We start from the raw sequence: 26,519 nt of genomic DNA, 5'->3' as shown, positions 1-26,519 counted from the left end.
ATCCTTTTACGTGACTGATTGTGGCTGGCGGGCAGAATATACCATCTGCCCGCGCGAGGCGCCGCTACATCTCTGCGCCATGACTATGGATGACCCGTTTCAGCCAGGCATAGCTTTTCTTCGGTACGCGCTTAAGGTCCTTGAGGTCGTGGTTGTCCCGGTTCACGTAGACAACTCCGTAGCGTTTACGCATATCGCCCTGCGAACTGAGGATATCGATCAATCCCCAGCCCAGGTAGCCAATCACCTGCGCGCCATCGTCAAATATCGCCTCTTTCATGGCGTTGATATGGTCGCGATGATAGGCAATGCGGTAGTCGTCAGCCACCTGGTTTACGCCGTCCCAGGACTCAATCACCCCAATGCCGTTTTCTATCGGGAACACCGGCAGACGCCAGTCGTTGTAGTAGCGGGTAATAATGGTGCGAAAGCCCAGCGGATCAATCTGCCAGCCCCACTCGGTGGCCTCCAGATAGTCATTCTTTTTATCGCCAAACTGCATGTAATAGTTGACCGGCGTGCCCGGCGGGATCGGGTCGCTATCCAGCGCTTTGCTGGCATAGTAGCTAAAGGCCAGATAGTCGATTTTAACCTGCGCCATCAGCGTCAGATCCTCTGCGCGGTAGATATCCTCCAGGCCTTCGCGGGCGACCACGTGCATGACCTCAGGGCTGTAGCCCTCCCCGGCAAAGGCGCGCAGCAGGTTCTGGTTTAAAAATTCGTCCAGCTGCTGGGCGCAAAGAATATCGCGCGGTTTGCAGGTGGCGGGATAGATCAGCGCATGGGCCAGCATCCCGCCCATCAGACACTGCGGCTTAGTCTGGTGCAGATACTGCGTCAGATGAACGTGGGCCATCATCACGTGATGCTGGATCTGATACAGCTCGCGCAGGGTCTTCTCGCCGCGCATATAGCCTGAAATCAGAAACGCGTCCGGCATATGGTAAAGATTCTGCTCATTAAAGGTCAGCCACCACTTCACCTTGTCGCCAAAGCAGTCAATCATCTTCTGCCCGTAACGAATAAAGGCTTCCATCACCCGACGGTCGGTAAAACCATTAAAGCGTTCAGCCAGCGACAGCGGCATATCGAAGTGATACAGGCAAATCATCGGCTCAATGCCACGGGCAATTAACTCGTCGATAAACTGGTGATAGAAAGCAATACCTTCTTCATTGAACTCACCGTCGCCTTCCGGGCAAACGCGGCTCCAGGCAATCTGGAAGCGGTAACAGTTCATGCCCAAATCCTGCATCAGGTCGAAATCTTCCCGATAGCGATGGTAGGAGTCGGTCGCCACCTTCCAGTCGGAAGCAAATTCCGCCGGCTGACGAATATCGTAAACCGACATCCCTTTTCCGCCCTCATTCCACGCCCCTTCGGTTTGCATACTGGAAACCGAGTTACCCCATAAAAAATCTGCCGGCAGTGTTCTGTTCATCTCTCGCCCCTATGACTAGTCATATAATTTTCATGACTAGTCATATAAACGAATTTTCATTAGCAGGCAAAGTCGAGGATCGTTTTTTGTGAGCGCCGCGGATAAAAAAAGCCGGATCACGACGCGGGCGATCCGGCTTAGAGGAAAAGAAATTACTGCTGTGCGAGCTGATTGCGACGATATTCGCCCTGACGCTCCAGCATCCAGCCCGGATATTCCCGCGGCAGCGCGCTGACCGCATCAAGCCGCGACAGTTCATCATCGTTCAGGGCAATGCGGGTCGCCGCCAGATTATCGGTAAGCTGTTCGACCCGCTTCGCGCCAATAATCACGCTGCTCACCGCCGGCTGGTGTAGCAGCCAGGCCAGCGCGATTTGTGCCACCGAAACGCCCTTCGCCTCGGCAATCTCGCGCATCACATCAATACAGTCAAAAGCCCGCTCTCTGTTCACCGGCGGGAAATCAAACTCCTGACGACGGCCGCCGCTCGCCGACTGCCCATCGCGATCGTACTTACCGCTGAGCAGACCTCCCGCCAGCGGGCTCCAGACCATCAGGCCCAGCCCTTCGCTCTGCATCATCGGCACCAGCTCGCGCTCCAGATCGCGCCCGGCAAGCGTGTAGTAAGCCTGCAAAGAGGCAAAGCGCGCCAGCCCAAGGCGTTCGGAAATGCCCAGCGCTTTCACTATTTGCCATGCCGCCCAGTTCGACACCCCGATATAGCGGACGTGGCCGTGCTGCACCAGATTATCCAGCGCATACAGCGTCTCTTCGATCGGAGTCGCAGGATCGAAACCATGAAGCTGATAGAGATCGATATGATCGAGCTGCAGACGACGCAGGCTCTCTTTGACGCTGCTGATAATGTGATAGCGCGAACTGCCGCGCGAGTTCACGCCTGCAGTGCCGGTTTCGCCAAAGACTTTAGTCGCCACCACCACGTTTTCACGCGGCACTTTCAGATTCTTTAGCGCCTGGCCGGTAATCTCTTCCGAGCGTCCTTCTGAATAGACATCAGCGGTGTCGATGAAGTTAATGCCCGCATCCAGCGCGTTGCCCACCAGCTGCTCTGCCTCCGCCTGGCGCAGCTGCCCCACTTTCCCCCACAGGCCGCCTTCACCACCGAAGGTCATGGTGCCCAGGCACAGCTCAGAGACAAAAAGGCCGGTATGACCCAATTTTTGATAACGCATAGGACTCTCCTTCAATCAGGGTGATTCACTGCCGTGAAGAGAGTTATACCCCGGAAAAGGAGAACGCGAATGTGGCGTTTCTGTCCGTTTCTTGCCCAATTCTCTGAATATCAGAGCTGCAGCAGGCCGTATCCCACCAACGCCGCCCACAGCAGCATGGGGAGCGAATAGAGATGGAAGCGCCACCAGATGCGACGATCGCCAGCCATGCGCAGCGCAATCAGGTTGGCCAGGGAGCCCGGCAGCAGGCCAAATCCGCCGACGTTAACCGCCCAGGCCAGCAGCGCCGATGGTGGAACGTAGTTGAGCAGTAAAATAGTTGCCGGAACGTTGCTGATAAACTGCGACAGACCAATCGTGGTCAGCCACAACCCTCCCGCCGAGAGCTGGCCAACGCCGTTGAGCGCATGCTGTAGAACGGGGAGCTGGGTCAAGAGGTGAACATCGATAAACATCGCCATAAACACCAGCAGCAGCGTCCAGTCGACGTTAACGATCACCGCCCGCGCGAGCAGCAGGAAACCCAGCGCGATCAGCGCCAGTCCCCACAGCTCCTGTTTTAGCTCCAGGGCGGTCAAAAAGACGACATAGAACGCCAGGCAGCTCCAAACCAGCTTTGGCCGCCAGGAGGGCGCCCTGTCGCTGCTCTGATAATTGAGATGCCTGGGGGGGAAACAGAACCAGCACAGCGCCAGCAGTGTCATCATCATCGCTGCTGCCAGCGGCAGCATCTGGCCGATAAAGGCCGGGAATGAGAGGCCGGAGCGCCCCCATAGCAGGATATTTTGCGGATTACCGATAGGGGTTAACAACGACCCGGCGTTCACCGCCAGCGCTTCGAAAATGATTAACCGGCTGGTCGGAATAGCGCACCATTTTTTCAGGGTCAGCGTGAGCGGCACAACGATAAACAGCGCCACATCGTTGGTTAAGAAGGTGGATAGCAGCGCGGCCGCCAGCACCATAAATATAGCCAGCTGGCGCTCGGTGACGAAGCGGCGCGCCATTTTGCGCCCTATTACGTCAAAATAGCCGCTCAGTTCAATGCCTTTGGTCAGTAGCATCAGCCCGCTAAGGGTGATAATCGTATGCCAGTCAATGGCGTGTAGCCAGCCTGCAGGGGCAAACGGTACAAAGAAGCTTAAAACAACGCCGACAACCAGCAGCAGGTGTAGAAAGCGGTCGCGGATCAGCGACTGAACAAAGACGAGGTTCATTCTCCCGAGGGCCCCTGCTTGAGGGTAAACTGTTTAAACATCGCCAGCGTCTCTTCGCTGACGTGGTGCTCCATACCTTCGGCGTCGCGACGCGCAATCTCCGGGCTAACGCCAATCACCAGTAAAAAGTTTTCAACGATCTGGTGACGTTCGCGGCTTTCATGCGCCAGCTTCTCGCCTTCAGGCGTTAAAAAGATCCCCCGCCAGGGGATCTGTTCGATCAGCCCAACGCTGGCCAGTCTTTTTAACATTTTGGCAACTGTTGGCTGCGACACCCCAAGCCGCGCGGCCATATCCACCTGGCGGGCTTCGCCCACTTCCATTATCAGATCGGAAATCAGCTCCACGTAGTCATCAATCAACTCCCGACGATGCGCCTCGCGTACCTGACGAAATCCCTCAACGTGTTCTTCGACATTCACTAGCTGCGTCACTTTTTTTGTTATTGGCTTACCTGCGCGACGGTTCATTGTGCTTCCTCATTCCTGTGACGCATCAAGCATCATATAAAAGGATCCCCATTGTAATGGATCGCGCACAGAGAACAAAAAATTAACGTTTTAGCCATAGCTATAAAATATAGCCTGTGCTATATCTGTATGTAATACACACATCCTTCAAGGAGCGAAGGACGAAGTTACAGGAGGTCGATATGAATGAATTCAAGAGGTGCTTAAACGTGTTTACCCATTCTCCTTTTAAAGTGCGGTTAATGCTTGTCGGGATGCTGTGCGATCTGATCAACGGCAAACCGCAGCAGGATAAACCCAACAACTAATGCGGCGTCGCGGTACGCCGCTTCATTTTTCTGCCACAAATTCCTGCCACACTGGCTGATTACTCAGCGCTTCAGCGACTTTTTTCAAGTTTTGTAAGCTTTCTCCCAAAACAATCCGTTATGGACTGTTGACCTTACCATTTGCAAGCCCTATCTTTTGTCAGCCCTGCCACTACTGCGGCTCGCAGAGACCCTCTTCACGCACTGTCCAGCAGGTTTTACCCCTTGATGCCAGGGGATACACATGGCTCTTTTTGATTGTTTACTATGAATGTCACGCTGAAAGAAACGCTGGTCGCCCGCAGGCCGGTACTGAACCCATGGACAGGATTCTACTTTTTACAATCGCTGTTTATTAACCTGGCGCTGGGCTATGAGTTTAGCCTGCTCTATACCGTTGCTTTTACCTGCGTGCTGCATCTGCTGTGGCGGAGCTTTCCGCGCGCGCAAAAAGTGGTCGTTGGCGTCTATTCACTGCTGGCGGCCATGTACTATCCGTTTGGCCAGGCCTACGGCGCGCCGAATTTCAACACGCTGCTGGCGCTGCACGCCACGAACATCGAAGAGTCCACCGAAATCCTCACCATTTTCCCGTGGTACAGCTATCTGCTGGCCGTGTTTATCTTTGCGCTCGGGGTGATTGCCGTGCGCCGCAAACCGGAAGCGCCGGCGCGCTGGGGGAAAACAGATACGCTGGGGCTGCTGTTCTGCATCGCTATTTTCTTTCTGCAACCGGTGCAAAACCTTGCCTGGGGCGGCGTCTTTAAGGTCATCGATACCGGCTACCCTGCCGTCCGCTTCGTTAAAGATGTGGTGGTGAATAATAGTGAAGTACTGGATGAGCAGGCGCGGATGGCGCAGCTGGCGAATATGAAAGACAGCTGGCACGTGCTGGCGGTAAAGCCAAAGTATCATCTGTACGTGGTGGTTATCGGAGAGAGCGCGCGCCGTGATGCGCTCGGTGCCTTTGGCGGCCACTGGGACAATACGCCGTTCGCCAGCTCGGTCAAAGGCTATTTATTCAACGACTATATCGCCGCCAGCGGTTCAACGCAGAAATCCCTCGGATTGACCCTGAACCGGGTGGTCGATGACAAACCGCAGTTTCAGGATAACTTTGTCACCCTCGCCAACCGTGCCGGTTTTCAGACCTGGTGGTTCTCAAATCAGGGGCAAATTGGTGAATATGATACGGCGATTGCCAGTATCGCCAAACGCGCAGACGAAGTTCAGTTCCTTAAAAACGGCGATTTTGAGGCCAACAAAAACACTCAGGATGAGCAGCTATTAAAGCTGACCGCGCAGGTGCTTGCCACCCGCCGTACCCAGCCACAGCTAATCGTCCTGCATTTGATGGGCTCACACCCGCAGGCCTGCGATCGCACCAAAGGCAAATACGCCATTTTCGTGCAGTCGAAAGAGACCTCCTGCTATCTCTACACCATGACGCAAACCGATACGCTGTTGAGCAATCTTTATACTCAGCTACAAAATTCGGGGGAAACCTTCTCGATGACCTATTTTTCCGATCACGGTCTGGCCTTTAAGGAACGCGGGAAAGAGGTGCAGTATCTGGCACACGACGATAAGTACCAGCAGAATTTCCAGGTGCCGTTTATGGTGATCTCCAGCGATGATAAAGCGCATAAGATCATTAAAGCGCGACGTTCCGCCAACGACTTTCTCAGCTTCTTTTCGCAGTGGACCGGTATCAGCGCTCAGGAGATCAGTCCGCGCTATCGCTTTATCTCAGAGCAGAAAGCTGGCCCTATCTACATCACCAACTTCCAGCTGAAGAAGGTCGACTATACCCATCTGGGTACCGACGCGTTCACCGTCAATTAACGATGGCGCGTAAGTCGCAAGCAAAAAAAAATCCGCCCCATGGAGGCGGATTTTTTATATCACCGAAGTGATTAGAAGCGGTAACCTACGCCAGCGATCCAGGTGCCAACGTCAACGTTACGAATGCGAGACTGCTCGTAGGAGAAGTCCAGAGCAACGTTTTCGATCGGGTTGAACTGCAGGCCAGCACCGTAAGAGAAACCGTAGTCGCTCATGTCAGTTTTGTTCGGGTAGCTGTTGTTCTGGAATTTACCGTAACCAACACCTACTACGCCGTAGATGCTTGCCCAGTCATTCAGACGGTAAGCCGGACCTGCGGTGATGCCGTAGTACTGGCCTTTTTTGTAAACGCCAGACTCAGAACGGTCTTTCTCGGTGTAGGTGAAAGAACCGATAACACCCAGCGGGTTGTTGTCTTGCTCGTAGCGGTACTTCAGGTTGAAACCGCCTGCTTTGTTAGCTTCGCCCTGCATGTCGCTCTGAGCGTAACCACCGGTAACGGTAGAAGTCGCAGCGAAAGCAGTGGTGCCTACGGATGCAGCCAGAACAACGGCCAGTGCTGAAAAACGTGCAATTTTATTCATAACCACCTCAAATGTGTTTCTAATAAGTCCTAAGTCTTAAATATAACAAAAACTTTTGGGAAACTCTTTTCACTTTACATTGTCTAACGTACTTTTTCATGTAACTAAAGGTTTCTACGTTTCTATAACAAACTGGAAAACAAACCTTTTTTACAAATATAGACCTATTAAGGCCTATAAAGCACTCGACGTGTATCCAGATTATTCCTAATCTTCTGGTGAATTTATCTTCGCCCCCGCGCTATTGTACTGCTTTCACTCCCCTTTTTTTCAACAATAGCTCAACCGGCGCGGGGTAATTCATTTACACTGGAACCTTTACCGCATTTGACAAAATTGACAGGAGAAAGGATGCCCGGCTCGTCCCGCAAAGTACCGGCATGGTTGCCGATACTGGTTATTTTAATCGCCATGATTTCCATTCAGAGTGGCGCATCGCTGGCCAAATCACTGTTTCCGCTCGTCGGCGCGCCCGGCGTTACCGCCCTGCGCCTGGCTCTCGGTACCTTCATCCTGGTGGTTATTTTCAAACCCTGGCGTCTTCGCTTTGCGCCGGAGCAGCGTCTGCCGCTGCTCTTCTATGGCTTGTCGCTGGGCGCGATGAACTACCTGTTCTATTTATCAATTCAGCGCATTCCGCTAGGCGTTGCCGTCGCGCTGGAATTTACCGGCCCCCTGGCGGTGGCGCTCTTTGGCTCCCGCCGCCCGCTGGATTTCGTCTGGGTAGCGCTGGCGGTGCTTGGACTCTGGTTTCTGCTGCCGCTGGGGCAAAGCGTTGCCCAGATCGATCCCATCGGCGCGCTGCTGGCGCTTGGCGCCGGCGCCTGCTGGGCGGTCTACATTCTCACCGGCCAGCGCGCAGGGGAAGAGCATGGTCCTGCCACGGTCGCCATGGGATCGCTGATTGCTGCGGTGGTCTTCGTGCCGATGGGGATGATTCAGGCCAGCGATACGCTATTTCAGTGGGGGCTATTGTTACCGGGCCTTGGGATCGCCATTTTATCCACTGCTCTGCCCTATTCTCTGGAGATGGTGGCCCTCACCCGGATGCCCAGCAAGACCTTTGGCACCCTGATGAGCATGGAGCCCGCTTTGGCCGCGCTTTCCGGCATGGTGTTTCTTGGTGAAACGCTAACTGCAACCCAGACCCTGGCGCTCGGGGCGATCATTCTGGCATCAATGGGCTCGACGCTGACAATGCGCCGGGAGACAAAAATTCAGAAAGTCGACATCAGCTAAAGAACAGGCCCTGAGCAAGAAAACCAGTCAGGGCCTTTGATTTATAAAGATTTTTGCCAATCCAACAGCCCTGCGCTATCAGACCGATAGAGACTACCGCCGCTGCAAAGCTCAAATCCGTTGCTATACTTAATTCCGCAAGTTATTGGGATGAGACGCTCCGAATAATTCGAATTTGAAGTATGACGAGTACAAATATCAAGAGGATATGACATTATGAGTACCGCAAAACTGGTTAAAACTAAAGCAACGAATCTGCTCTATACCCGTAACGACGTCGCAGATAGCGCGAAGAAAGCGACCGTTGAGCTGCTGAATCGCCAGGTGATCCAGTTCATTGACCTGTCTCTGATTACTAAACAGGCTCACTGGAATATGCGCGGTGCAAACTTCATTGCCGTTCATGAGATGCTGGACGGCTTCCGCACCGCGCTCGTCAACCACCTTGATACCATGGCTGAACGTGCCGTCCAGCTTGGCGGCGTGGCGCTGGGTACCACTCAGGTCATCAACAGCAAGAGCCCGCTGAAAAGCTATCCGCTGGATATCCATAGCGTCCAGGACCACCTGAAAGAGCTGGCCGACCGCTATGCCATCGTCGCCAACGATGTGCGTAAAGCCATCGACGAAGCAAAAGATGAAGATACCGCTGATATCTTTACCGCCGCTTCCCGCGACCTGGATCAGTTCCTGTGGTTCATCGAAGCGAATATCGAGTAAGCCAACTGCCGTCAGCCACGCTGGCGGCTTTTTTATTTCTTTTCCCCACGCCCCGCTTCGCACCACATTAGTGCATGAGATTGGTCAAAATACGCGCCAAAGTAAATCAATTGTAATAATCACCTCACACAATCGTTACATCAAGATTGTTTTAACATCAGGGTTTGCGTTAAAAATGCTCTTGTTATGCGATGCGCTTATGACGCACCAAAATAGCGCCCCATATCGGTGCGTTTAACGTTATCCCTTATCAAAATCGTGCAGCAGGAATTATCCTGGTTGTTATAAAACAACAGGTTGTAAAACTGGCATGATTTTTTCATAAGGCAACTCGTTCTCGCAGGGGATCGTCCCGTGGATATAAAAGGAAATGCTATGAAGTCTGTATTTAAAGTTTCACTGGCTGCACTGACCCTGGCTTTTGCGGTTTCTTCTCACGCCGCTGATAAAAAACTGGTTGTCGCTACCGACACGGCGTTTGTTCCGTTCGAATTTAAACAGGGCGATAAGTACGTCGGTTTCGACGTTGACCTGTGGGCTGCCATCGCAAAAGAGCTGAAGCTTGACTACACCCTGAAGCCAATGGACTTCAGCGGTATTATTCCGGCGCTGCAAACAAAAAACATCGACCTCGCGCTGGCGGGGATCACTATCACTGACGAGCGTAAAAAAGCCATCGACTTCTCTGACGGCTACTACAAAAGCGGTCTTCTGGTGATGGTGAACGCAAATAATAACGAAATTAAGGATGTCAAAGACCTGAACGGTAAAGTGGTTGCCGTGAAGGGCGGTACCGGCTCGGTTGATTACGCGAAAGCCAATATCAAAACCAAAGATCTGCGCCAGTTCCCGAACATCGATAATGCCTATATGGAACTTGGTACCGGGCGCGCCGATGCGGTTCTGCACGATACGCCAAACATCCTTTACTTCATTAAAACCGCAGGTAACGGTAAGTTCAAAGCGGTAGGCGACTCGCTGGAAGCGCAAAACTACGGTATCGCTTTCCCGAAAGGTAGCGACGAGCTGCGTGAAAAAGTGAACGGCGCGCTGAAAACTCTGCGTGAAAACGGCACTTATAACGAAATTTATAAAAAATGGTTCGGTACTGAACCTAAATAATAATTAGCGATGCTCTCTTCCAGGCCTGCTGTGGTCTGGTAGACCTGGAGCTTTCCGGGCTACCCGTCAGCAGGCCTGAATAGTTTTCTCAGAGGAATTTCCTCTGTTTTCGACACGGTAACAGGAACATATTATGCAGTTTGACTGGAGTGCCATCTGGCCCGCCATCCCCATTTTGCTGGAAGGCGCCAAAATGACGCTGTGGATTTCGGTCCTCGGCCTGGTCGGCGGTCTGATAATCGGTCTGGTAGCCGGTTTCGCCCGCTGTTTCGGCGGCTGGATTGCCAACCACATTGCGCTGGTCTTTATTGAAATCATCCGCGGCACCCCGATTGTGGTGCAGGTCATGTTCATCTACTTCGCTCTGCCGATGGCCTTTAGCGATTTACGTATCGACCCGTTCTCCGCGGCGGTAGTCACCATTATGATCAACTCTGGCGCCTATATTGCGGAAATTACCCGCGGCGCGGTGCTGTCGATTCACAAAGGCTTCCGGGAAGCCGGCCTCGCCCTGGGTCTTTCTCGTCGCGAAACTATTCGCTACGTAATCCTGCCGCTGGCGCTGCGCCGTATGCTGCCGCCGCTGGGCAACCAGTGGATTATCAGCATTAAAGACACCTCGCTGTTTATTGTCATCGGCGTAGCCGAGCTGACCCGCCAGGGCCAGGAAATTATTGCCGGTAACTTCCGCGCGCTGGAGATCTGGAGCGCCGTTGCGGTTATCTATCTGATCATCACCCTGGTGCTGAGCTTTGTTCTGCGTCGTCTTGAAAGAAGGATGAAAATCCTGTGATTGAATTTAAAAACGTTTCCAAGCACTTTGGCCCAACCAAAGTGCTGCATGATATCGATCTGAAGATCAACCAGGGCGAAGTCGTGGTGATTATCGGGCCGTCCGGCTCCGGTAAATCGACCCTGCTGCGCTGTATTAACAAACTCGAAGAGATTACCAGCGGCGAGCTGATCGTCGATGGTCTGAAGGTCAACGACCCGAAGGTTGATGAGCGGCTGATTCGCCAGGAAGCCGGGATGGTGTTCCAGCAGTTTTATCTGTTCCCGCACCTGACCGCGCTGGAAAACGTGATGTTTGGCCCGCTGCGCGTACGCGGCGCCAATAAAGCGGCGGCAGAAAAACTGGCGAAGGATCTGCTGGCGAAAGTGGGCCTCGCGGAACGCGCGCATCACTACCCTTCCGAGCTTTCAGGCGGCCAGCAGCAGCGCGTAGCTATTGCCCGGGCGCTGGCGGTTAAACCTAAAATGATGCTTTTTGATGAGCCAACTTCCGCGCTCGATCCCGAACTGCGTCATGAAGTACTGAAAGTGATGCAGGATCTGGCTGAAGAAGGCATGACCATGGTCATCGTCACCCACGAAATCGGCTTCGCCGAAAAAGTGGCTTCCCGCCTGATCTTTATCGATAAAGGGCGCATTGCCGAAGATGGCGATCCGCAGGTGCTGGTCAACAACCCGCCAAGCCCGCGTCTGCAGGAGTTTTTACAGCACGTCGCCTGACCCTGCCCGGCTCTCCCTTCGCGGGAGAGCCGCTTTCCAGAATCATCCCAACCTCGCGCTCCGGATCTCGTCTTCTATACTTAACGGTTTGAGATGCAATGGAGGTGCCTGTGCCGCGGATTTTGTTTCTGCTCGCTTTACTCTTCACCGCTCCGCTATGGGCCGCGACGCTGCCCGGCGTTCCGGCAACCACAACGGACCACTCCAGCAGTAGCGAACCCGATCTGGCGCAGAAAAAAGCGGCCTACGGCGCGCTGGCCGACGTGCTTGAAAACGCCGATGCCCGCCAGGAGCTTATCGATCAGCTGCGTAAAGCCGCCGCCACGCCGCCGCCGGACAGTACCCCGACGCTGACGCCGCCGGAAATTAAAGACGAAACGACGGTGCTGGAGAACGTCACTCAGATCAGTCGTGAATATGGCGAACAGCTTTCGTCGCGCTTCTCCCAGCTATGGCGCAACATCACCGGCTCTCCGCATAAACCATTTAATTCGCAATCGTTCATCAGCGCCGCCTGGCATTTCCTGCTGCTTGCCGGTCTGGTCTTTGCATTCTGGTGGCTGGTACGCCTGGCTGCCCTGCCGCTGTATCGCAAAATGGGGCACTGGGGACGACATAAAAACCGCGACCGCAGCAACTGGCTACAGCTGCCGGCCACGATTGCCGGCGCATTTATTTTCGACCTGCTTCTGCTGGCCCTGACGCTGTTTGTTGGCCAGCTATTAAGCGATCGCCTGAACGGTAATAATCCCACTATCGCCTTCCAGCAAAGTCTGTTTCTCAATGCCTTTGCGCTGATCGAGTTTTTCAAAGCCATTCTGCGGCTGATTTTCTGCCCACGCATCCCGGAGCTACGCCCGTTTAACCTTAGCGATGAAGCGGCGAAATACTGGAATCTGCGCCTCAGCGCGCTCAGCAGCCTGATTGGCTACGGGCTGATCGTTGCGGTGCCAATTATCTCCAACCAGGTCAACGTGCAGTTCGGGGCGCTGGCCAATGTGGTCATTATGCTGTGCATTACGCTCTGGGCCCTGTATCTGATATTCCACAATAAGCAGTTAATTACCCAAGGGCTTATCCATCTTGCCGACCGATCGCTGGCCTTTTTTAGCCTGTTTATCCGCGCCTTTGCTCTGGTGTGGCACTGGCTGGCCTGCGCCTATTTCATCGTGCTGTTTTTCTTCTCGCTGTTCGACCCCGGTAACAGCCTGAAATTTATGATGGGCGCGACCCTACGCAGCCTGGCCATCGTCGGCGCCGCCGCGCTGGTCTCCGGTATACTGTCGCGCTGGATTGCGAAAACCATCACCTTGTCGCCGGAAACCCAGCGTAACTATCCTGAACTGCAAAAACGACTTAACGGCTGGATCTCCGCATCGCTGAAGGCCGCGCGCATCCTGACGGTCTGCGTGGCGATTATGCTGCTGCTCAGCGCATGGGGGCTGTTCGATTTCTGGCAGTGGATGCATAACGGCAGCGGGCAAAAAGCGGTTGATGTGCTGATTCGTATCGCGCTGATCCTGTTCTTCTCGGCGATTGGCTGGACGCTGCTCGCCAGCCTGATTGAAAACCGGCTGGCATCGGACATTCACGGTCGACCGTTGCCCAGCGCCCGCGCCCGAACGCTGCTGACGCTATTTCGCAACGCGCTGGCGGTGGTGATCAGTACCATTACCATCATGATCCTGCTTTCGGAAGTGGGGGTGAATATCGCCCCGCTGCTGGCTGGCGCGGGCGCGCTGGGCCTGGCAATTTCATTTGGCGCGCAGACCCTGGTCAAAGATATTATTACCGGCATTTTTATTCAGTTCGAGAACGGTATGAATACCGGCGACCTGGTGACGATCGGGCCGCTCACCGGGACGGTGGAGCGCATGTCGATTCGCTCCGTCGGCGTCCGTCAGGATACCGGCGCTTACCATATTATTCCGTGGTCTTCGATAACCACCTTCGCCAACTTCGTTCGCGGTATCGGCTCGGTGGTGGCCAACTATGACGTTGACCGGCATGAAGATCTGGATAAGGCTAACCAGGCGCTGAAGGATGCGGTCGCGGAAGTGATGGCGCAGGAAGAGATTCGCGGGCTGATCATTGGCGAGCCATCCTTCACCGGCGTGGTAGGCTTAAGCAATACCGCCTTCACCCTGCGCGTCACCTTTACCACCCTGCCGCTCAAGCAGTGGACGGTCAGATTCGCCCTCGATACGCAGGTGAAAAGGCATTTTGACCTCGCAGGCGTGCGGGCGCCGGTACAAACTTATCAGGTTCTGCCGATGCCAGCACCCGCAGGACCGCCTGCCCCCGCCGAGCCCACGTTATAGCGTGCGGCGACGTTTGGCCTCATCCATAAAGGTCCAGGCGATAAAGCGGCTTTGCTTATTCCCCTGGGCCATCTCTTTCTTCACCACTTTCACCGCGCCGACGTCGGTCAGCGCGCGATATAGCGGCGGCAGGTTGTCGCCGCGAGAAACCAGCGAAGTAAACCATTTAACCTGACGAGCAAACGGCTTGCTCTCTTCAATCATCTGCGTAATAAAGGCCACCTCGCCGCCTTCGCACCACAGCTCCTGCTGCTGGCCGCCAAAGTTCAGCACGCTCTCCTCGCCCAGTCCCAGGTTGCGACGTTTACGCTCGCCGCCCGCCTGCGCGCTGGCGGCGGAATCATGGAACGGCGGGTTGCAGAGGGTCGCATCGTAGGTCTCATTTTTATGAATAATGCCGGTCAGAATCGCGTTGGCGTCTTTTTGACGACGCAGGCGGATCTGGCGAGTGAGACCCGGATTGCCGTTGATGATAGCCTGGGCACTGGCGAACGCGTCGGCGTTCACTTCGCTGCCGGTAAAACGCCAGCCGTACTCGTGCACGCCAATGAGCGGATAGATGCAGTTTGCGCCAACGCCAATATCGAGAATGCTGGCGTTGGCCGGGATCGTCCCGCTATCCAGCGCCAGCAGATCGGCGAGGTGATGGATGTAGTCAGCCCTGCCCGGCACCGGCGGGCAGAGAAAGCCGTCGGGAATATCCCAGTGTTTCACCGCGTAAAAATGCGCCAGCAGCGCTTTATTCAGCGCCTTCACCGCCAGCGGGTTGGCAAAGTCGATAGTCTGCTCACCCACCGGATTAAGGGTGATGAAGGCCTGCAGCTCAGGATGGGCCTGGCACAGCGCGGGCAGATCGTAGCGTTGATGGTGACGGTTACGCGGGTGTAACCCCGGTTTCTGGGCTTTCATGGCATTCTCCTTTGAACAGCCGCGTAAGATACCCGTTGACGGCGGCGCGGTAAATAAGTGAGTCTGGATATCTTCTTTATTTGTCACGAGTGTCGTATGTACTTCTACCAACCTTCGCAAGGACACGGGCTGCCGCACGACCCGCTTAACGCGATTATCGGACCACGGCCTATCGGCTGGATAGCTTCCGTGGATAATAGCGGCCAGCATAATCTTGCGCCGTATAGTTTTTTCAACTGCTTTAACTATCGGCCGCCGATTATTGGCTTCGCCAGCAGCGGCTGGAAAGATAGCGTGCAGAATATCGTTGAGACCAAAGAGTTCGTCTGGAACCTCGCCACCCGCCCCCTGGCGGTCGCGATGAACGAAACCTCTGCCAGTATCCCGCGTCACGAAGATGAATTTGTCCGCGCCGGGCTCACTCCCGCCGCCAGCCGTCTCGTCAGCGCCCCCCGGGTAGCCGAAAGTCCGGTCAATTTTGAGTGTCGCCTGTCGCAATGCATCCAGTTAACCACCGCCGAAGGGCTGGCGGTTGACACCTGGCTGGTGCTGGGCGAAGTTGTGGCAGTGCATATTGATGAGTCGCTGCTGGAGGACGGGATTTACCAGACCGCCAGGGCTCAGCCGATTCTGCGCGCGGGCGGTCCCAGCGCCTATTACGCCATTGATGAAAGCCTGCGCTTTGACCTTGTGCGTCCGGACGCCCGCTAGACGTTTATTCCGACTCCCCCGACCGGCAAGCTCCCCGCCGGGCTGGTCGGGAAGCGGCTTTTTATCCACCTGTTATCATCCCTTTAACCTCCCCTGCGGAGGCCTGCGCGCAAACGCCCTTTCAGTATCCCTCTCTCCACTGCCTCACCCCTGGATTTTCTCTGCAGTGAACATGACTCCTTGTCTGGTCATTTTTTGCCCCCATATTTCCTATACTAAAGAAAGACGAGATAGCGAGGTGGACTATGGCTTCAGGCTGGGCAAATGACGACGCGGTGCAGGAACAAATCGATAGCACTATCAATGACGCGATTGCACGGGCGCGAAATGAGCTGTCATCGGGTGAGAGCAACAAATTTTGTGAAGAATGCGGAGAGCCGATCCCCGAAGCGCGTCAGCGCGCGGTCGCGGGCGTGAAATACTGCATCAAATGCCAGCAGGAGAAAGATTTACATAACAATACATTTTCAGGATATAATCGCAGAGGTTCCAAAGATAGCCAGCTTCGCTGACCGATATTTACCGTTCATTACCACATATCGCGTTATCTTTTCGCGCACGTTTTTTGGCAAGCGGCGTGGCAATATGTGCCCTTAAAGCCCTCTGAACTTCATCCTCACGGGTTTTGCTTTTCCCGGCCAAAATAATTTATTAATATTCAATAAATTAATACTTATTCAAAAAATTAGATGGACACTGTTAATTTCCTTCGATTTTATCTCCCGTAAAAAACCGTGATACTTATCACATCGACGCAACATCGTCCCCTGAACAGAACAACCTGCGAGAGATTAACTATGAAAAACATGAAATTTGCTGCCGCTGCCATCGCCCTTTCCGCTCTCTCTTTTGGCGCATTCGCCGCCCAGCCGGTGACCTCGGCTCAGGCAGAAAGCATGAATAAAATTGGTGTAGTTTCCGCTGAAGGCGCGACGACGCTGGATGGACTGGAAGCTAAACTGGCTGAAAAAGCAGAGGCTGCCGGCGCGACCGGTTATAGCATCACCTCAGCTAACAGCAACAACAAACTTAGCGGTACCGCGGTTATCTACAAATAATCGCCGCTAATTGCCGCTATTTCCTGTAGCAACACCCTGTAATGCCACTGTTTTAACCCTGTAAGATCCTTTAATACCCTTGCCTTGCCCGTCCACGCCACTGGACGGGCTTTTTTTTGCCTGCCGCTACGGTTACCAGCGCTCAGCCACCTTTGCCAGGCCCTGTTCAAGAGACGAAACGGCGCCGGTGGCCACAAGACAGCAGGCCAACTGAATTCGCAATGATTGCGGTAGCGGTGCGCTCCCGACGATGCAGCGCTCAATCCAGCGGGCGGTGACTTCAGGATCTTTTGACTCCGGCAGGGCGAGTGCCTGCGCGGCTACGCTATCCTGTCGTTCATTTACCACCCGCATACCAGATGCATCAATCAGGCTAATCTGCGGACAGCGCTGTGGGTTGGCGTAAACCTCCCCTTCGGTACCGTGCATCAGCAGCGCCCGCCCGCCGATTTCGGCAAAGAATTTCGCTACCCGACCGACGTATTCCGGGTGTGAAACGCTCGACAGGCGCAGCGCCGCCTCTTCCGCAAAGGGTGTCGCCAGCTTGGCCAGCGTGTGGGCGCTGTTGCGCACGCCCATGCGCCAGCGCATCGCCAGCTGTTTTTCCAGCGGTGGGCAAAATGCGCCGACCGGAACGTAAACCGGCTGATGGCTATCCAATCGCGCCTGGGCCTGACCCGCGTGAAGCGTCGCCGGGATACCCATCAGTTCAAAAATCGTTTCCGTCACCACGCGGGTCGGATCGTGGCTCACGCCGTGGACGATGACCGGGAAGCCGAGCTTATGCAGCAGGACGGCGAGCAGAGGGGTCAGGTTTGCCTGTTTACGCGCGCCGTTATAGCTGGGGATCACAATGGGCATCGGTTTAGCGACCGGCGGAGTCAGCTTAATCGTATGCGCCTGCATCGCTTCATAGAAGCCCTTCATCTCCGCTTCGCCTTCGCCTTTAATGCGCAGAGCGATAAGAATGCCGCCGAGCTCAAGCTCAGGCACCTCGCCGTTAAGCATCCGCGAGTAGAGCGCGCGGGCTGTCTCCACATCCAGGTCGCGGGCGTGGTTCTTTCCGCGCCCGACTTCTTTAATAATCTTGCTGTAGTCCATTGCAGGCTCCTCTGAGCTTCTCACATCGTCGACATTGCACCACTATCGCCGCTTGCGACGCGTCGGTTTTGCTTTCGTTTTTACTATAACCTCAGGGACGGCAGGCTGCTCTATCGGAAATACGGGTAATGCGTTCAACAGGCGCTTACCGTAATTTTTGGTTAACAGACGTTTATCATAAATCACCACCTCTCCCCAGCAGCTATGGCTGCGGATCAGGCGTCCCACCTGCTGAATCAGGTTGAATGACGCGCTGGGCAGGCTCTGGACTTCGAACGGATAGCGGTTGAGGCTTTTGAGCCATTCACCTTCGGTGATCACCACCGGGCTGTCTATCGGCGGGAAAGCTATCTTATGGATATGCACCTGGCTTAACAGCTCACCTTTTAAGTCCAGACCTTCCGCAAAGGATTGCAGCCCAACCAGTACGCTGCGCTCGCCGCCTTCAACGCGTTTGCGGTGCAGCTCCACCAGTCGGTAGCGGGGCTTATCGCCCTGAACCAGCAGCAGCAGGCGCAGATCGGTCACGTGCTCGAGAAAACGCTGCATCGCTCGTCCGCTGGCGAACAGCACCAGCATGCCGAGATGCTTTTTGCTCTCGACCTGTTCACGGAAATAGGCGGCCATTTCGGCAATATGCTGCTCTTCGTTATCGATAAGCGGTTCATAATGCATCTGCGGAATGACGATTTTACCCTGTTCGACGTGGTTGAAGGGCGAATCCAGCGCCACAAAGCGATCTCCGGCTTTCTCTTTCAGCCCGCTCATCTCCTGCAGGCGAGAGAAGCTGTTCAGCGAACGCAGCGTCGCGGAGGTAACGACGATATGCGGGACGCTGCGCCAGAGCAGCCTTTCCAGCTGATCGCTGACGCGGATCCCCACGCAGTGGAACCAGATATGCATCTGACCATCGCGCAGATCGCGGGTAACCCATTTAGTCACCGGTGCGCCGGAGGACTGCGCCAGCGACGCCAGCCGCCACAGTTTACTTTGGCTTTCAAACATCCCCAGCGCGCGGTTCATCTGCAGCAGAACCCGGTGCAGACGCACCACATCGTGCGTGCCGGTTTTTTCGCCCAGATCGTTAAGGAACAGCTCCGCCAGGCCGCGCAGCGTTTCGGTGAGTTTCGCCAGCCGCTGGCAGATCTCCATGACTTCCTGCGGCAGTTCCCCCATCGGAAAGCGATGCTCCGCCTCCTGGCCGGCCGGCATGTAGAGATTGAGAATATTATTCAGCGAGGAGATTAGCTCGAACAGCTCCTCGCAGTGTCCAGTCAGACGTTCGGGATTCGCCAGCGGCGGCGTGGTCTTAGGGCGAAACTGCTCCATGCAGGTCGCAACCAGCTTAGTGAACAAATCCAGCTGCAGGCGATACCACGGGGCGGTAATTTCAGCGCTCATTTCCAGCGCATCGCGGGCGACCTCCGGCAGATGGTGGCCTTCATCAAGCACCAGCAGTAGATGCTTCGGCTCCGGCAGCACCGCTTCGCTCTCCATAGCCGCCATCACCAGCGCATGGTTCGCCACCACCACTTCCGCTTCCTGGATTTCCCGTCGGGCGACAAAGAACGGACACTCGCGATAATAGTGACAGTTTCGATTCAGGCAGCTGGCTTTATCCGTGCTCAGGCGGCTCCACAGAGAATCATCCACGTTTTTGTCGGTATGATCGCGCAGGCCGTCCCATTTGTAGCTATCGAGATCCGCTTTCAGCGTTGCGCACAGCTTCTGCTCCGCCTGGTTGTTAGGCGTGAGTTCGTCATCAAGAAAGGCCAGCAAATCCTGCTGCGTCGGCTCCGTGCTGGCAAGCGCGGCCAGGTTACGCGGGCAGACGTAGCGCCCGCGGCCAAAGGCGGCGGTAAAGCGCAGATCGGGGATGATTTTGCGCAGCAGCGGCAGATCTTTACTGTAGATTTGGTCCTGCAGCGCAACGTTGGCGGTGCTGACCACCAGCGTTTTTTGCTCTTCGCGGGCAATAGCAATGCCAGGGATCAGATACGACAAGGTTTTGCCGACCCCGGTCGGCGCTTCAATCGCCAGGTGCCGCCCCTCTTCTCCGGCGAGCGTCTTCGCCACATCGGCGATCATCTGCCGCTGCGGAGGCCGGGGAATAAAGTCAGGAATTTGTTCCTGAAGCGCCTTATACCAGGCGGCGATTTGCGCTTTCAGCGCTGCGGTCAAAGCCATGAGAAAACCTGAATACTGTATAAACAGCCACTATTGTGCCATTTTTGCCGGGAGGGAGGTATCCCTTTTTCGGCAAACAGGAAGCGGTCTCGCAGAATCAGGTTGAAGTCGGTTTATGCAGCCACAACCAACGCTCGACATCCACTTAATGAATAATGTGTCATAACGTTATTTTATCCGGGCTGAATATAATTTTCAAAATACCAGCACAGTCACCAAAATCGCTATCAATTTAACTTTATGGGCATTCAAAAAAACATGAAGATGTTTAAAATCATCTAAACGAATTCCGAAAAATATCGTCAAAAAGACCGTGAAATTAAAATTAATCCTTTAATTTCAGATGCATTAAGAATATCTACACTCATAATATATTATATCTTAAACGCTAATCCGTATACTGCTTTATGAACCCGCAGGGTCTGTAAATTATTGAGGGTATATATGGTTGCTTTTTTAATGTTATTAGTATCTGTCATTCTTTTGATAGTTGCAGGTTATAACTTTGTTAGTTATTGCAAAAATCGTAAAAATAGTTCATTGCCAAAAGTAAGATCTCATAAAAGATAAATAGCGAGCGGCAACATTGAAGTCAGACTTAGCGGGAGAGTGTTAAATTTTAATCGCGATGTGTTCTGAAAGGAACAAGCTGCGGTAGATTTCCCCACCGCAGCCAGAACAACTTTACTCAGCCGCAGCAGGTTTGCGCGGGCGGCGACGGCGAGGAGGCTTACCGTCCTGAGTGCGCGCTTTCGGCGCTTCGCCATCGGAGCGACGCGGAGCAGCCTGCTGGGCACGACCTTGTCCCTGACCACCACGTCCCTGGCCGCTCCGGCCCTGGCTCTGACCGCCACGACCGCCGCCGCGCTGCTGCTGGCGACCGTTCTGAATCGGCTCGGCTTTGATCGACGGATCCGGCTCGTAACCCGCAATGGCGATGCGCGGGATCTCTTTCTTCAGCAAGCGTTCGATATCATGCAGCAGCTTATGTTCATCTACGCAGACCAGCGACAGCGCTTCGCCCGTTGCCGCAGCGCGCCCGGTACGACCAATACGGTGCACGTAATCTTCCGGCACGTTTGGCAGCTCGTAGTTCACCACGTGCGGCAACTCTTCAATATCCAGACCGCGCGCGGCGATATCGGTTGCGACCAGCACGCGGATGCCGCCGGATTTAAAATCAGCCAACGCTCGGGTACGCGCGCCCTGGCTCTTGTTGCCGTGAATAGCGGCGCTGCGGATGCCGTCTTTATTGAGCTGTTCCGCCAGGTGGTTTGCGCCGTGTTTGGTGCGGGTAAAGACCAGAACCTGCTGCCAGTTGCCTTCGCCGATCATCTGCGACAGCAGCTCGCGCTTGCGCTTTTTATCGACAAAATGTACCAGCTGGCTCACCTGCTCAGAAGCGGTGTTACGGCGGGCGACTTCGATTTCCAGCGGGTTATGCAGCAGCTTTTCCGCCAGTGATTTAATGTCGTCGGAGAAAGTTGCGGAGAACAGCAGGTTCTGCCGCTTTGCCGGCAGCTTCGCCAGCACCCGGCGAATATCGTGAATAAAGCCCATATCCAGCATACGGTCGGCTTCATCCAGCACCAGCACTTCGACTTTGTCCAGGCTCACGGCGTTCTGATGCTCAAGGTCCAGCAGACGGCCAGGGGTTGCCACCAGAATATCGACGCCGCTGCGCAGCTTCATCATCTGTGGGTTAATGCTCACGCCGCCGAAAACCACCAGCGAACGAACGTTAAGGTATTTGCTGTAATCCCGGACGTTCTCGCCAATCTGTGCCGCCAGCTCGCGCGTCGGGGTCAGGATCAGGGCGCGCACCGGGCGACGACCTTTGGCGTGGGGTTCTTTTTGGATCAGGTGCTGAAGCAGCGGCAGCGTAAATCCCGCCGTTTTGCCGGTACCCGTCTGGGCGCTGGCCATCAGATCGCGGCCCTGTAATACTGCCGGGATAGCCTGCTGCTGAATAGGGGTTGGCTCTACGTAGCCCTGCTCAGCGACGGCGCGCAGGATTTCAGGATTCAGGCCAAGGGAATCAAAAGACATAACAACTCCGAACCGCCCCGGCCCGTCACAGGCGTAGTTTTCAGGGAGATTATTGCGAAAGAGATGGCAAAAACCACAATGCCATGAAGTTGCGCAGTCTAGCAGATTTTGTGACGAACCGCATAAAATCTGCCGAAAAGAATCCTCTGTCTCACAAACGACAGCTCCCCGTTCTGTCGATGAGAAGCGGCGATGGCGCTTCGCGCCAGGCGTCCCCAAAATAGCACGTTTAATGCCTCGACAGGGAAACCGCGAACAAAAGCAGAGAAGCGCCGCCGCAGGACGCGGCGGCGAAAGCAATTAACGCAGGCGATACTTAATTTTTTCGACCATCCTCGCGGTGGAAATGCCGTAGCGATCGTGCAGAGTCGGCAGCGCGCCGGCCAGCAGGAATTCGTCAGGCAAGCCAACGGTATCCAGCTCGCAGCGCACGCCTTTGCGCATCAGCAACGCGGCAACCGCCTCCCCCAGTCCGCCAACCGAAGTATGGTTCTCGGCAGTAACCACCAGGCGACCGGGCTTCGAGGCCTGTGCAATGATCGTTTCTTCATCAAGCGGTTTGATCGTTGGCACGTGCAGTACGGCTGCGCTGATATTATCGGCCCGCAGCTTTTCGACCGCCTCGAGGGCGCGCATGGTCATCAGCCCGGAAGAGATAATCAGCACATCGTTGCCATCCTCAAGCAGCTTCGCCTTGCCCAGCTCAAACTGATAGTCGTACTTATCCAGCACCAGCGGCACCTTACCGCGCAGCAGGCGCATATATACCGGACCGTTATGGTCGGCAATCGCCGGTACCGCCTGCTCTATCTCCAGCGCATCGCATGGGTCAACGATGACCATGCCGGGAATGCCGCGCATAATCGCCAGATCTTCCGTTGCCTGATGGCTCGGCCCGTAGCCGGTGGTCAGGCCCGGGAGCGCCGCGCAGATCTTCACGTTGAGATGCTCCTCGGCAATGACCTGATGAATAAAATCATAGGCGCGGCGGGTAGCAAAAGCGGCATAGGTGGTGGCGAAGGGAATGAATCCCTCTTTCGCCATTCCTCCCGCCGCCCCCATCAGCAGCTGTTCCGCCATTCCCATCTGGAAAAAGCGATCCGGGAAAGCCTGCGCGAAAATGTGCAGATCGGTGTACTTTGACAGGTCCGCGGTCATACCAACGATTTCCGGTCGCTGCGCCGCCAGCTTCGAGAGCGCAACGCCAAACGGTGCCGGAATCGTCGCCTGACCTTCGTCAGCAATAGAAGCGATCATCGCGGACGTTTTTAAACGTGGTTTACTCTGGCTCATTACAGCACTCCTTCCGGTTTGTTGGCGTCCAGCACCGCAATCGCTTTTTGCCACTCATCGGCATCGACGCGAATAAAATGGTTTTTATCCCGGGTTTCGAGGAACGGGACCCCTTTACCCATCAACGTGTCGCATAAGATGACCCGCGGCTGGTTGCCCGCATGATTTTTCGCGTTATCAAAGGCGGCCATCACCGCCGCCAGATCGTTACCGTCGACGCGCTGCACGTACCAGCCGAAGGCGGCCCATTTTTCATGCAGTGGCTCAAAGCCGAGAATTTTGCGCGAATCGCCGTCCGCCTGCTGTTTATTCACGTCAACGATGTTGATCAGGTTAGTCAGGCCGTAATGCGCCGCCGACATCGCCGCTTCCCAGGTGGAACCTTCATCCAGCTCCCCATCCGACATGGAGTTGTAGACCCAGGATGCGCTCCCTTTTTGCCGCAGCCCCAGCGCCATCCCGACGGCAATAGAGAGCCCCTGCCCCAGCGAGCCGCCGGACATCTCCATCCCCGGGGTGTAGGTCGCCATTCCCGACATCGGCAGGCGGCTGTCGTCAGAACCGTAGGTTTCCAGCTCCTCTTCCGGGATAATTCCCGCCTCCAGCAGCGCCGCATAGTAGGCGATGGCGTAATGGCCGTGAGAGAGCAGGAAGCGGTCGCGTCCTTCCCACCGCGGCTCTTGCGGACGGTAGGTCATCGCGTGGCTGAACGCGGTGGCCAGTACATCCGCATAGCCTAATGCCTGGCCGATATAGCCCTGACCCTGAACCTCCCCCATGCGCAGGGCATAGCGGCGAATCCGCCACGCCGCCGCGGCGACTTTTTGTGCTTCGGTGATCTTCATCTGCTTGCCTCGCTTAGTGGATTAACATGCCGCCGTTTACGTCAAGAGTGATACCGGTAGAGTAGGAAGAGAGATCGCTGCCGAGGAATAGCGCGGCGCGCGCGATGTCAACCGCATCGCCGAGGCGGTTCATCGGGATTCCGGCGAGGATGTTGGCCGTCATTTCATCGGTCAGCTTACCGGCGGTGATATCGGTCTGGATCAGCCCCGGGGTAATGCAGTTGACGCGGACGTTGTCCGGACCCAGCTCGCGGGCCATCGCTCGCGCCAGGCCAAGCACTCCGGCCTTTGCCGCACTGTAGTGCGGGCCGCCGAAGATACCGCCGCCGCGCTGGGCGGAAACCGACGAGATACAGACAATGCTGCCCGATTTTTGCGCCCGCATCGCCGGGATAACCGCCTGCGACATCAGCAGCGTACCGCGCAGGCTGACATCCAATACCGCGTCATAGTTGGCACGTTTAATGTCCATCAGCTTCAGCGGCTGGGTGATACCGGCGTTATTCACCAGCACGTCTACCCGACCATATTTCGCCAGAATCTGTTCCATTGCCGCCTGAACCTGAACTTCATCGGCGACGTTTGCCGCCAGCCCGAGATGGCCTTCGCCTAATGCCGTCGCCGCGGCTTTGCTGGCTTCGCCATTGAGGTCGATAATGACCACTTTAGCGCCGTTTTCGGCAAATAACTTCGCGGTAGCAAAACCCAAACCGCGTGCGGAGGCCGCGCCAGTAATAATGGCGACTTTATCTTTTAATAACATAATTTTACTCCATGACGTTACGTCATATTAATTAACAGGATATATTTCCGTTATTGTGGCTCATCGAGAAAGAGAATAACCAGCAAACCAATTGCTGCGCAGATACCAAAATAAGTAAATACAGAATTAAAGCTGCCGGTCTGGTCCAGTAAAAATCCCGCAGCCATCGGGGCAACAAATCCGCCAAGGTTGCCACCGCTATTAATAATAGAAGAGGCGATCGGATAGGTTTTACTGTCCGAAACGGCCATACCGTAAGCGGTAAAAGCCGGCCAGCCGATATTTAAACAAAAGCCGACGAAGAACAAACCAATGCAGACCGCCAGGGTACTCGCTGGAATATTCAGCATGATTAACATCATTACCACCGTTGAAATAGCGGTAAACATCATGGTGGGTTTACGCCGACGGCCTAATACTTTATCTGAAATCCACCCTCCGGCGATCGCGCCAATAAAACCGCCGATGCACGGCATACTTGCCACAAAGCCCATGCTCATCACATCAAAACCGCGCTCTTTGACTAAATACAGCGGGATCCAGGTTAATAACCCGTACAGTACGCTAACCATCATAAAATAGGCCAGACAGTCACCGAGAATATTTTTTGAGGTAAATAATCCTTTCGCCGTATCGATAGGCGCCATTTTCTTCACTCGAATAATTTTATCCAGCCAGGTAAAACGATTGGCAATTAAGATATTTTCGCGCACAAGGTTATCATCGGTTTCACGCCCGGCATTGATCTCTTCCAGTTCGGCTGGTGAGACAAATCCGCTCTCCGAGGGTTTTGACTTAACCAACAGGTACCAGGCTATCGCCGCCACAATCCCCGGTATCGCAAAGGAGAAAAAGACCCACCGCCACCCCCAGGTTACCGCAATCCACACCGCCAGCGGCGGAACGATGATCGGCGCAAACATGGTAGCTGCAATGTAAACGCCCGTCGCCGTAGCTTTCTCTTTCGGCGGGAACCAATTGTTAATGGTTGAAGCCAGTCCTACCGGGCACGGCCCTTCGCTAAGACCCAGTCCCAGACGCACCATTTTCAGACCAAAAACGGAGCTCACGGTGCCCATCAGCCAGGTAAAAGCGGAAAAGCCGAAAATGGATAGCGAAACCAACCCCCGGGTACCGCGTTTGGCAATAAAGAATCCTGCCGGGATCTGACTTACCGCATAGCCCAAAAAAAACATGCTGGCGATGGCCCCGGCTTCAAAGTTATTGATATGAAACTCATCAATGATAAACGGCAGCACCGCGCCGATATTCGTTCTGTCAGCGTAATTTATGGCATACACCAGAAAAATCATCGTCAAAACCACGAAACGATATTTTGTTTTCCTGGCGTCAGTACAGACAACAGTATCTATACGTGACATAGGGTATCCTCATTATTGTTTTATGTTTTTGTCGCGAACCTTACCGCATCGCGCCTTGGTATCAGGCCTGTGGTTGCAATATAACAACCCAAAAAAGAAAGGGTATTCAAAAAACCTCAATTATGAGTGAGAAAAATTTGCTTCGTGACTGCACGCAAATTCCTGCGAATTATGTTGCCTGGCATCCCTCGCCCTAAAACTGTTAACTTCATCACGAATTACGCCATTACTTATTTTGTCTCTGTGTTA

25 protein-coding genes are annotated in these 26,519 nt (G+C 54.7%); 12 read left to right on the top strand and 13 right to left on the bottom strand.

The window, feature by feature from the left end:
- Positions 1-64: 64 nt before the first annotated feature.
- From ABLV11_RS21970 to mntR, 4 genes are all read right to left on the bottom strand, one after another.
- Positions 65-1,441 carry a glycoside hydrolase family 1 protein gene (locus ABLV11_RS21970; RefSeq protein ID WP_126488828.1) on the bottom strand — a complete coding sequence of 459 codons (1,377 nt, stop codon included), beginning with the start codon at positions 1,439-1,441 and terminating at the stop codon, positions 65-67.
- 152 nt (positions 1,442-1,593) lie between these two features.
- Entirely contained in the window at positions 1,594-2,634 is a 1,041-nt protein-coding gene (locus ABLV11_RS21965; RefSeq protein WP_024273951.1) for an aldo/keto reductase, read from the bottom strand.
- 110 nt (positions 2,635-2,744) lie between these two features.
- Positions 2,745-3,851, bottom strand: a complete 1,107-nt coding sequence (locus ABLV11_RS21960; protein ID WP_004111594.1) for an anion transporter — start codon at positions 3,849-3,851, stop codon at positions 2,745-2,747.
- Positions 3,848-4,321 (bottom strand): manganese-binding transcriptional regulator MntR, encoded by a 474-nt coding sequence (gene mntR / locus ABLV11_RS21955; RefSeq protein WP_017146296.1) that lies wholly within the window; start codon positions 4,319-4,321, stop codon positions 3,848-3,850. Before mntR ends, ABLV11_RS21960 begins: the two co-directional genes overlap by 4 nt.
- Positions 4,322-4,503: 182 nt before the next feature.
- On the opposite strand from mntR, the gene mntS reads away from it, so the two are divergent.
- Positions 4,504-4,629, top strand: coding sequence for a manganase accumulation protein MntS (gene mntS / locus ABLV11_RS21950; RefSeq protein WP_004100500.1), 126 nt, complete (start codon positions 4,504-4,506; stop codon positions 4,627-4,629).
- 267 nt (positions 4,630-4,896) lie between these two features.
- Positions 4,897-6,474 carry a phosphoethanolamine transferase gene (locus ABLV11_RS21945; RefSeq protein ID WP_126489700.1) on the top strand — a complete coding sequence of 526 codons (1,578 nt, stop codon included), beginning with the start codon at positions 4,897-4,899 and terminating at the stop codon, positions 6,472-6,474.
- A 71-nt stretch (positions 6,475-6,545) separates the two neighbouring features.
- Here ABLV11_RS21945 and ompX read toward each other — a convergent pair whose 3' ends face one another.
- The gene (ompX, locus tag ABLV11_RS21940; RefSeq protein WP_004100497.1) at positions 6,546-7,058 is read right to left on the bottom strand and encodes an outer membrane protein OmpX; all 513 of its coding nucleotides are present in this window, start codon (positions 7,056-7,058) and stop codon (positions 6,546-6,548) included.
- Positions 7,059-7,409: 351 nt separating this feature from the next.
- On the opposite strand from ompX, the gene rhtA reads away from it, so the two are divergent.
- From rhtA to ybiO, 6 genes are all read left to right on the top strand, one after another.
- Positions 7,410-8,297 carry a threonine/homoserine exporter RhtA gene (gene rhtA, locus ABLV11_RS21935; RefSeq protein ID WP_004100495.1) on the top strand — a complete coding sequence of 296 codons (888 nt, stop codon included), beginning with the start codon at positions 7,410-7,412 and terminating at the stop codon, positions 8,295-8,297.
- A gap of 216 nt (positions 8,298-8,513) precedes the next feature.
- Positions 8,514-9,017 carry a DNA starvation/stationary phase protection protein Dps gene (gene dps, locus ABLV11_RS21930; protein WP_004100493.1) on the top strand — a complete coding sequence of 168 codons (504 nt, stop codon included), beginning with the start codon at positions 8,514-8,516 and terminating at the stop codon, positions 9,015-9,017.
- Positions 9,018-9,392: 375 nt separating this feature from the next.
- Complete coding sequence (gene glnH / locus ABLV11_RS21925; protein WP_004100491.1) at positions 9,393-10,139, top strand: glutamine ABC transporter substrate-binding protein GlnH; 747 nt, start codon at positions 9,393-9,395, stop codon at positions 10,137-10,139.
- A gap of 133 nt (positions 10,140-10,272) precedes the next feature.
- Positions 10,273-10,932, top strand: a complete 660-nt coding sequence (gene glnP, locus ABLV11_RS21920) for a glutamine ABC transporter permease GlnP (RefSeq protein WP_004100490.1) — start codon at positions 10,273-10,275, stop codon at positions 10,930-10,932.
- Complete coding sequence (gene glnQ, locus ABLV11_RS21915) at positions 10,929-11,651, top strand: glutamine ABC transporter ATP-binding protein GlnQ (protein ID WP_049121241.1); 723 nt, start codon at positions 10,929-10,931, stop codon at positions 11,649-11,651. Before glnP ends, glnQ begins: the two co-directional genes overlap by 4 nt.
- A gap of 110 nt (positions 11,652-11,761) precedes the next feature.
- Positions 11,762-13,972, top strand: coding sequence for a mechanosensitive channel protein (gene ybiO / locus ABLV11_RS21910; RefSeq protein WP_049121243.1), 2,211 nt, complete (start codon positions 11,762-11,764; stop codon positions 13,970-13,972).
- On the opposite strand, the gene rlmF is transcribed toward ybiO, so the two are convergent.
- Positions 13,967-14,881 (bottom strand): 23S rRNA (adenine(1618)-N(6))-methyltransferase RlmF, encoded by a 915-nt coding sequence (rlmF, locus tag ABLV11_RS21905; RefSeq protein WP_053064723.1) that lies wholly within the window; start codon positions 14,879-14,881, stop codon positions 13,967-13,969. The two genes, ybiO and rlmF, sit on opposite strands and share 6 nt — an antisense overlap.
- A 96-nt stretch (positions 14,882-14,977) precedes the next feature.
- On the opposite strand from rlmF, the gene ABLV11_RS21900 reads away from it, so the two are divergent.
- From ABLV11_RS21900 to ybiJ, 3 genes are all read left to right on the top strand, one after another.
- Positions 14,978-15,592: a flavin reductase family protein gene (locus ABLV11_RS21900; RefSeq protein WP_004100485.1), complete on the top strand. Its 615-nt coding sequence runs from the start codon at positions 14,978-14,980 to the stop codon at positions 15,590-15,592.
- Positions 15,593-15,837: 245 nt separating this feature from the next.
- Entirely contained in the window at positions 15,838-16,104 is a 267-nt protein-coding gene (locus ABLV11_RS21895; protein WP_004100483.1) for a DksA/TraR family C4-type zinc finger protein, read from the top strand.
- 285 nt (positions 16,105-16,389) lie between these two features.
- Positions 16,390-16,650: a DUF1471 family protein YbiJ gene (gene ybiJ, locus ABLV11_RS21890; protein ID WP_004100481.1), complete on the top strand. Its 261-nt coding sequence runs from the start codon at positions 16,390-16,392 to the stop codon at positions 16,648-16,650.
- Between the two features lie 132 nt (positions 16,651-16,782).
- Here ybiJ and ybiB read toward each other — a convergent pair whose 3' ends face one another.
- Both ybiB and dinG read right to left on the bottom strand, forming a co-directional pair.
- On the bottom strand, positions 16,783-17,751 hold the full coding sequence (gene ybiB, locus ABLV11_RS21885; protein WP_049121244.1) for a DNA-binding protein YbiB: 969 nt from the start codon (positions 17,749-17,751) through the stop codon (positions 16,783-16,785).
- Positions 17,752-17,793: 42 nt separating this feature from the next.
- Positions 17,794-19,938 (bottom strand): ATP-dependent DNA helicase DinG, encoded by a 2,145-nt coding sequence (gene dinG / locus ABLV11_RS21880; RefSeq protein WP_023320613.1) that lies wholly within the window; start codon positions 19,936-19,938, stop codon positions 17,794-17,796.
- Positions 19,939-20,382: 444 nt separating this feature from the next.
- Here dinG and ABLV11_RS21875 point away from each other — a divergent pair, with 444 nt between their 5' ends.
- Positions 20,383-20,508, top strand: coding sequence for a small membrane protein (locus ABLV11_RS21875; RefSeq protein ID WP_100214974.1), 126 nt, complete (start codon positions 20,383-20,385; stop codon positions 20,506-20,508).
- A 114-nt stretch (positions 20,509-20,622) separates the two neighbouring features.
- Here ABLV11_RS21875 and rhlE read toward each other — a convergent pair whose 3' ends face one another.
- The 5 genes from rhlE to ABLV11_RS21850 form a co-directional block, all read right to left on the bottom strand.
- Entirely contained in the window at positions 20,623-21,987 is a 1,365-nt protein-coding gene (gene rhlE / locus ABLV11_RS21870; RefSeq protein WP_049121245.1) for an ATP-dependent RNA helicase RhlE, read from the bottom strand.
- 300 nt (positions 21,988-22,287) lie between these two features.
- Positions 22,288-23,280 (bottom strand): transketolase family protein, encoded by a 993-nt coding sequence (locus ABLV11_RS21865; protein WP_016808144.1) that lies wholly within the window; start codon positions 23,278-23,280, stop codon positions 22,288-22,290.
- The gene (locus tag ABLV11_RS21860) at positions 23,280-24,125 is read right to left on the bottom strand and encodes a transketolase (RefSeq protein WP_017146299.1); all 846 of its coding nucleotides are present in this window, start codon (positions 24,123-24,125) and stop codon (positions 23,280-23,282) included. Before ABLV11_RS21860 ends, ABLV11_RS21865 begins: the two co-directional genes overlap by 1 nt.
- A gap of 13 nt (positions 24,126-24,138) precedes the next feature.
- Complete coding sequence (locus ABLV11_RS21855) at positions 24,139-24,888, bottom strand: glucose 1-dehydrogenase (RefSeq protein WP_004100470.1); 750 nt, start codon at positions 24,886-24,888, stop codon at positions 24,139-24,141.
- Positions 24,889-24,938: 50 nt separating this feature from the next.
- Positions 24,939-26,270 carry an MFS transporter gene (locus ABLV11_RS21850; protein WP_016808146.1) on the bottom strand — a complete coding sequence of 444 codons (1,332 nt, stop codon included), beginning with the start codon at positions 26,268-26,270 and terminating at the stop codon, positions 24,939-24,941.
- Between the last annotated feature and the right edge of the window lie 249 nt (positions 26,271-26,519).

It is taken from the genome of Klebsiella sp. GW_Kp181, assembly GCF_040062315.1.
Classification (GTDB): domain Bacteria; phylum Pseudomonadota; class Gammaproteobacteria; order Enterobacterales; family Enterobacteriaceae; genus Klebsiella; species Klebsiella oxytoca.
Note: the sequence above shows the minus strand (reverse complement) of the source record. Positions and strands in the feature narration are given on the sequence as shown.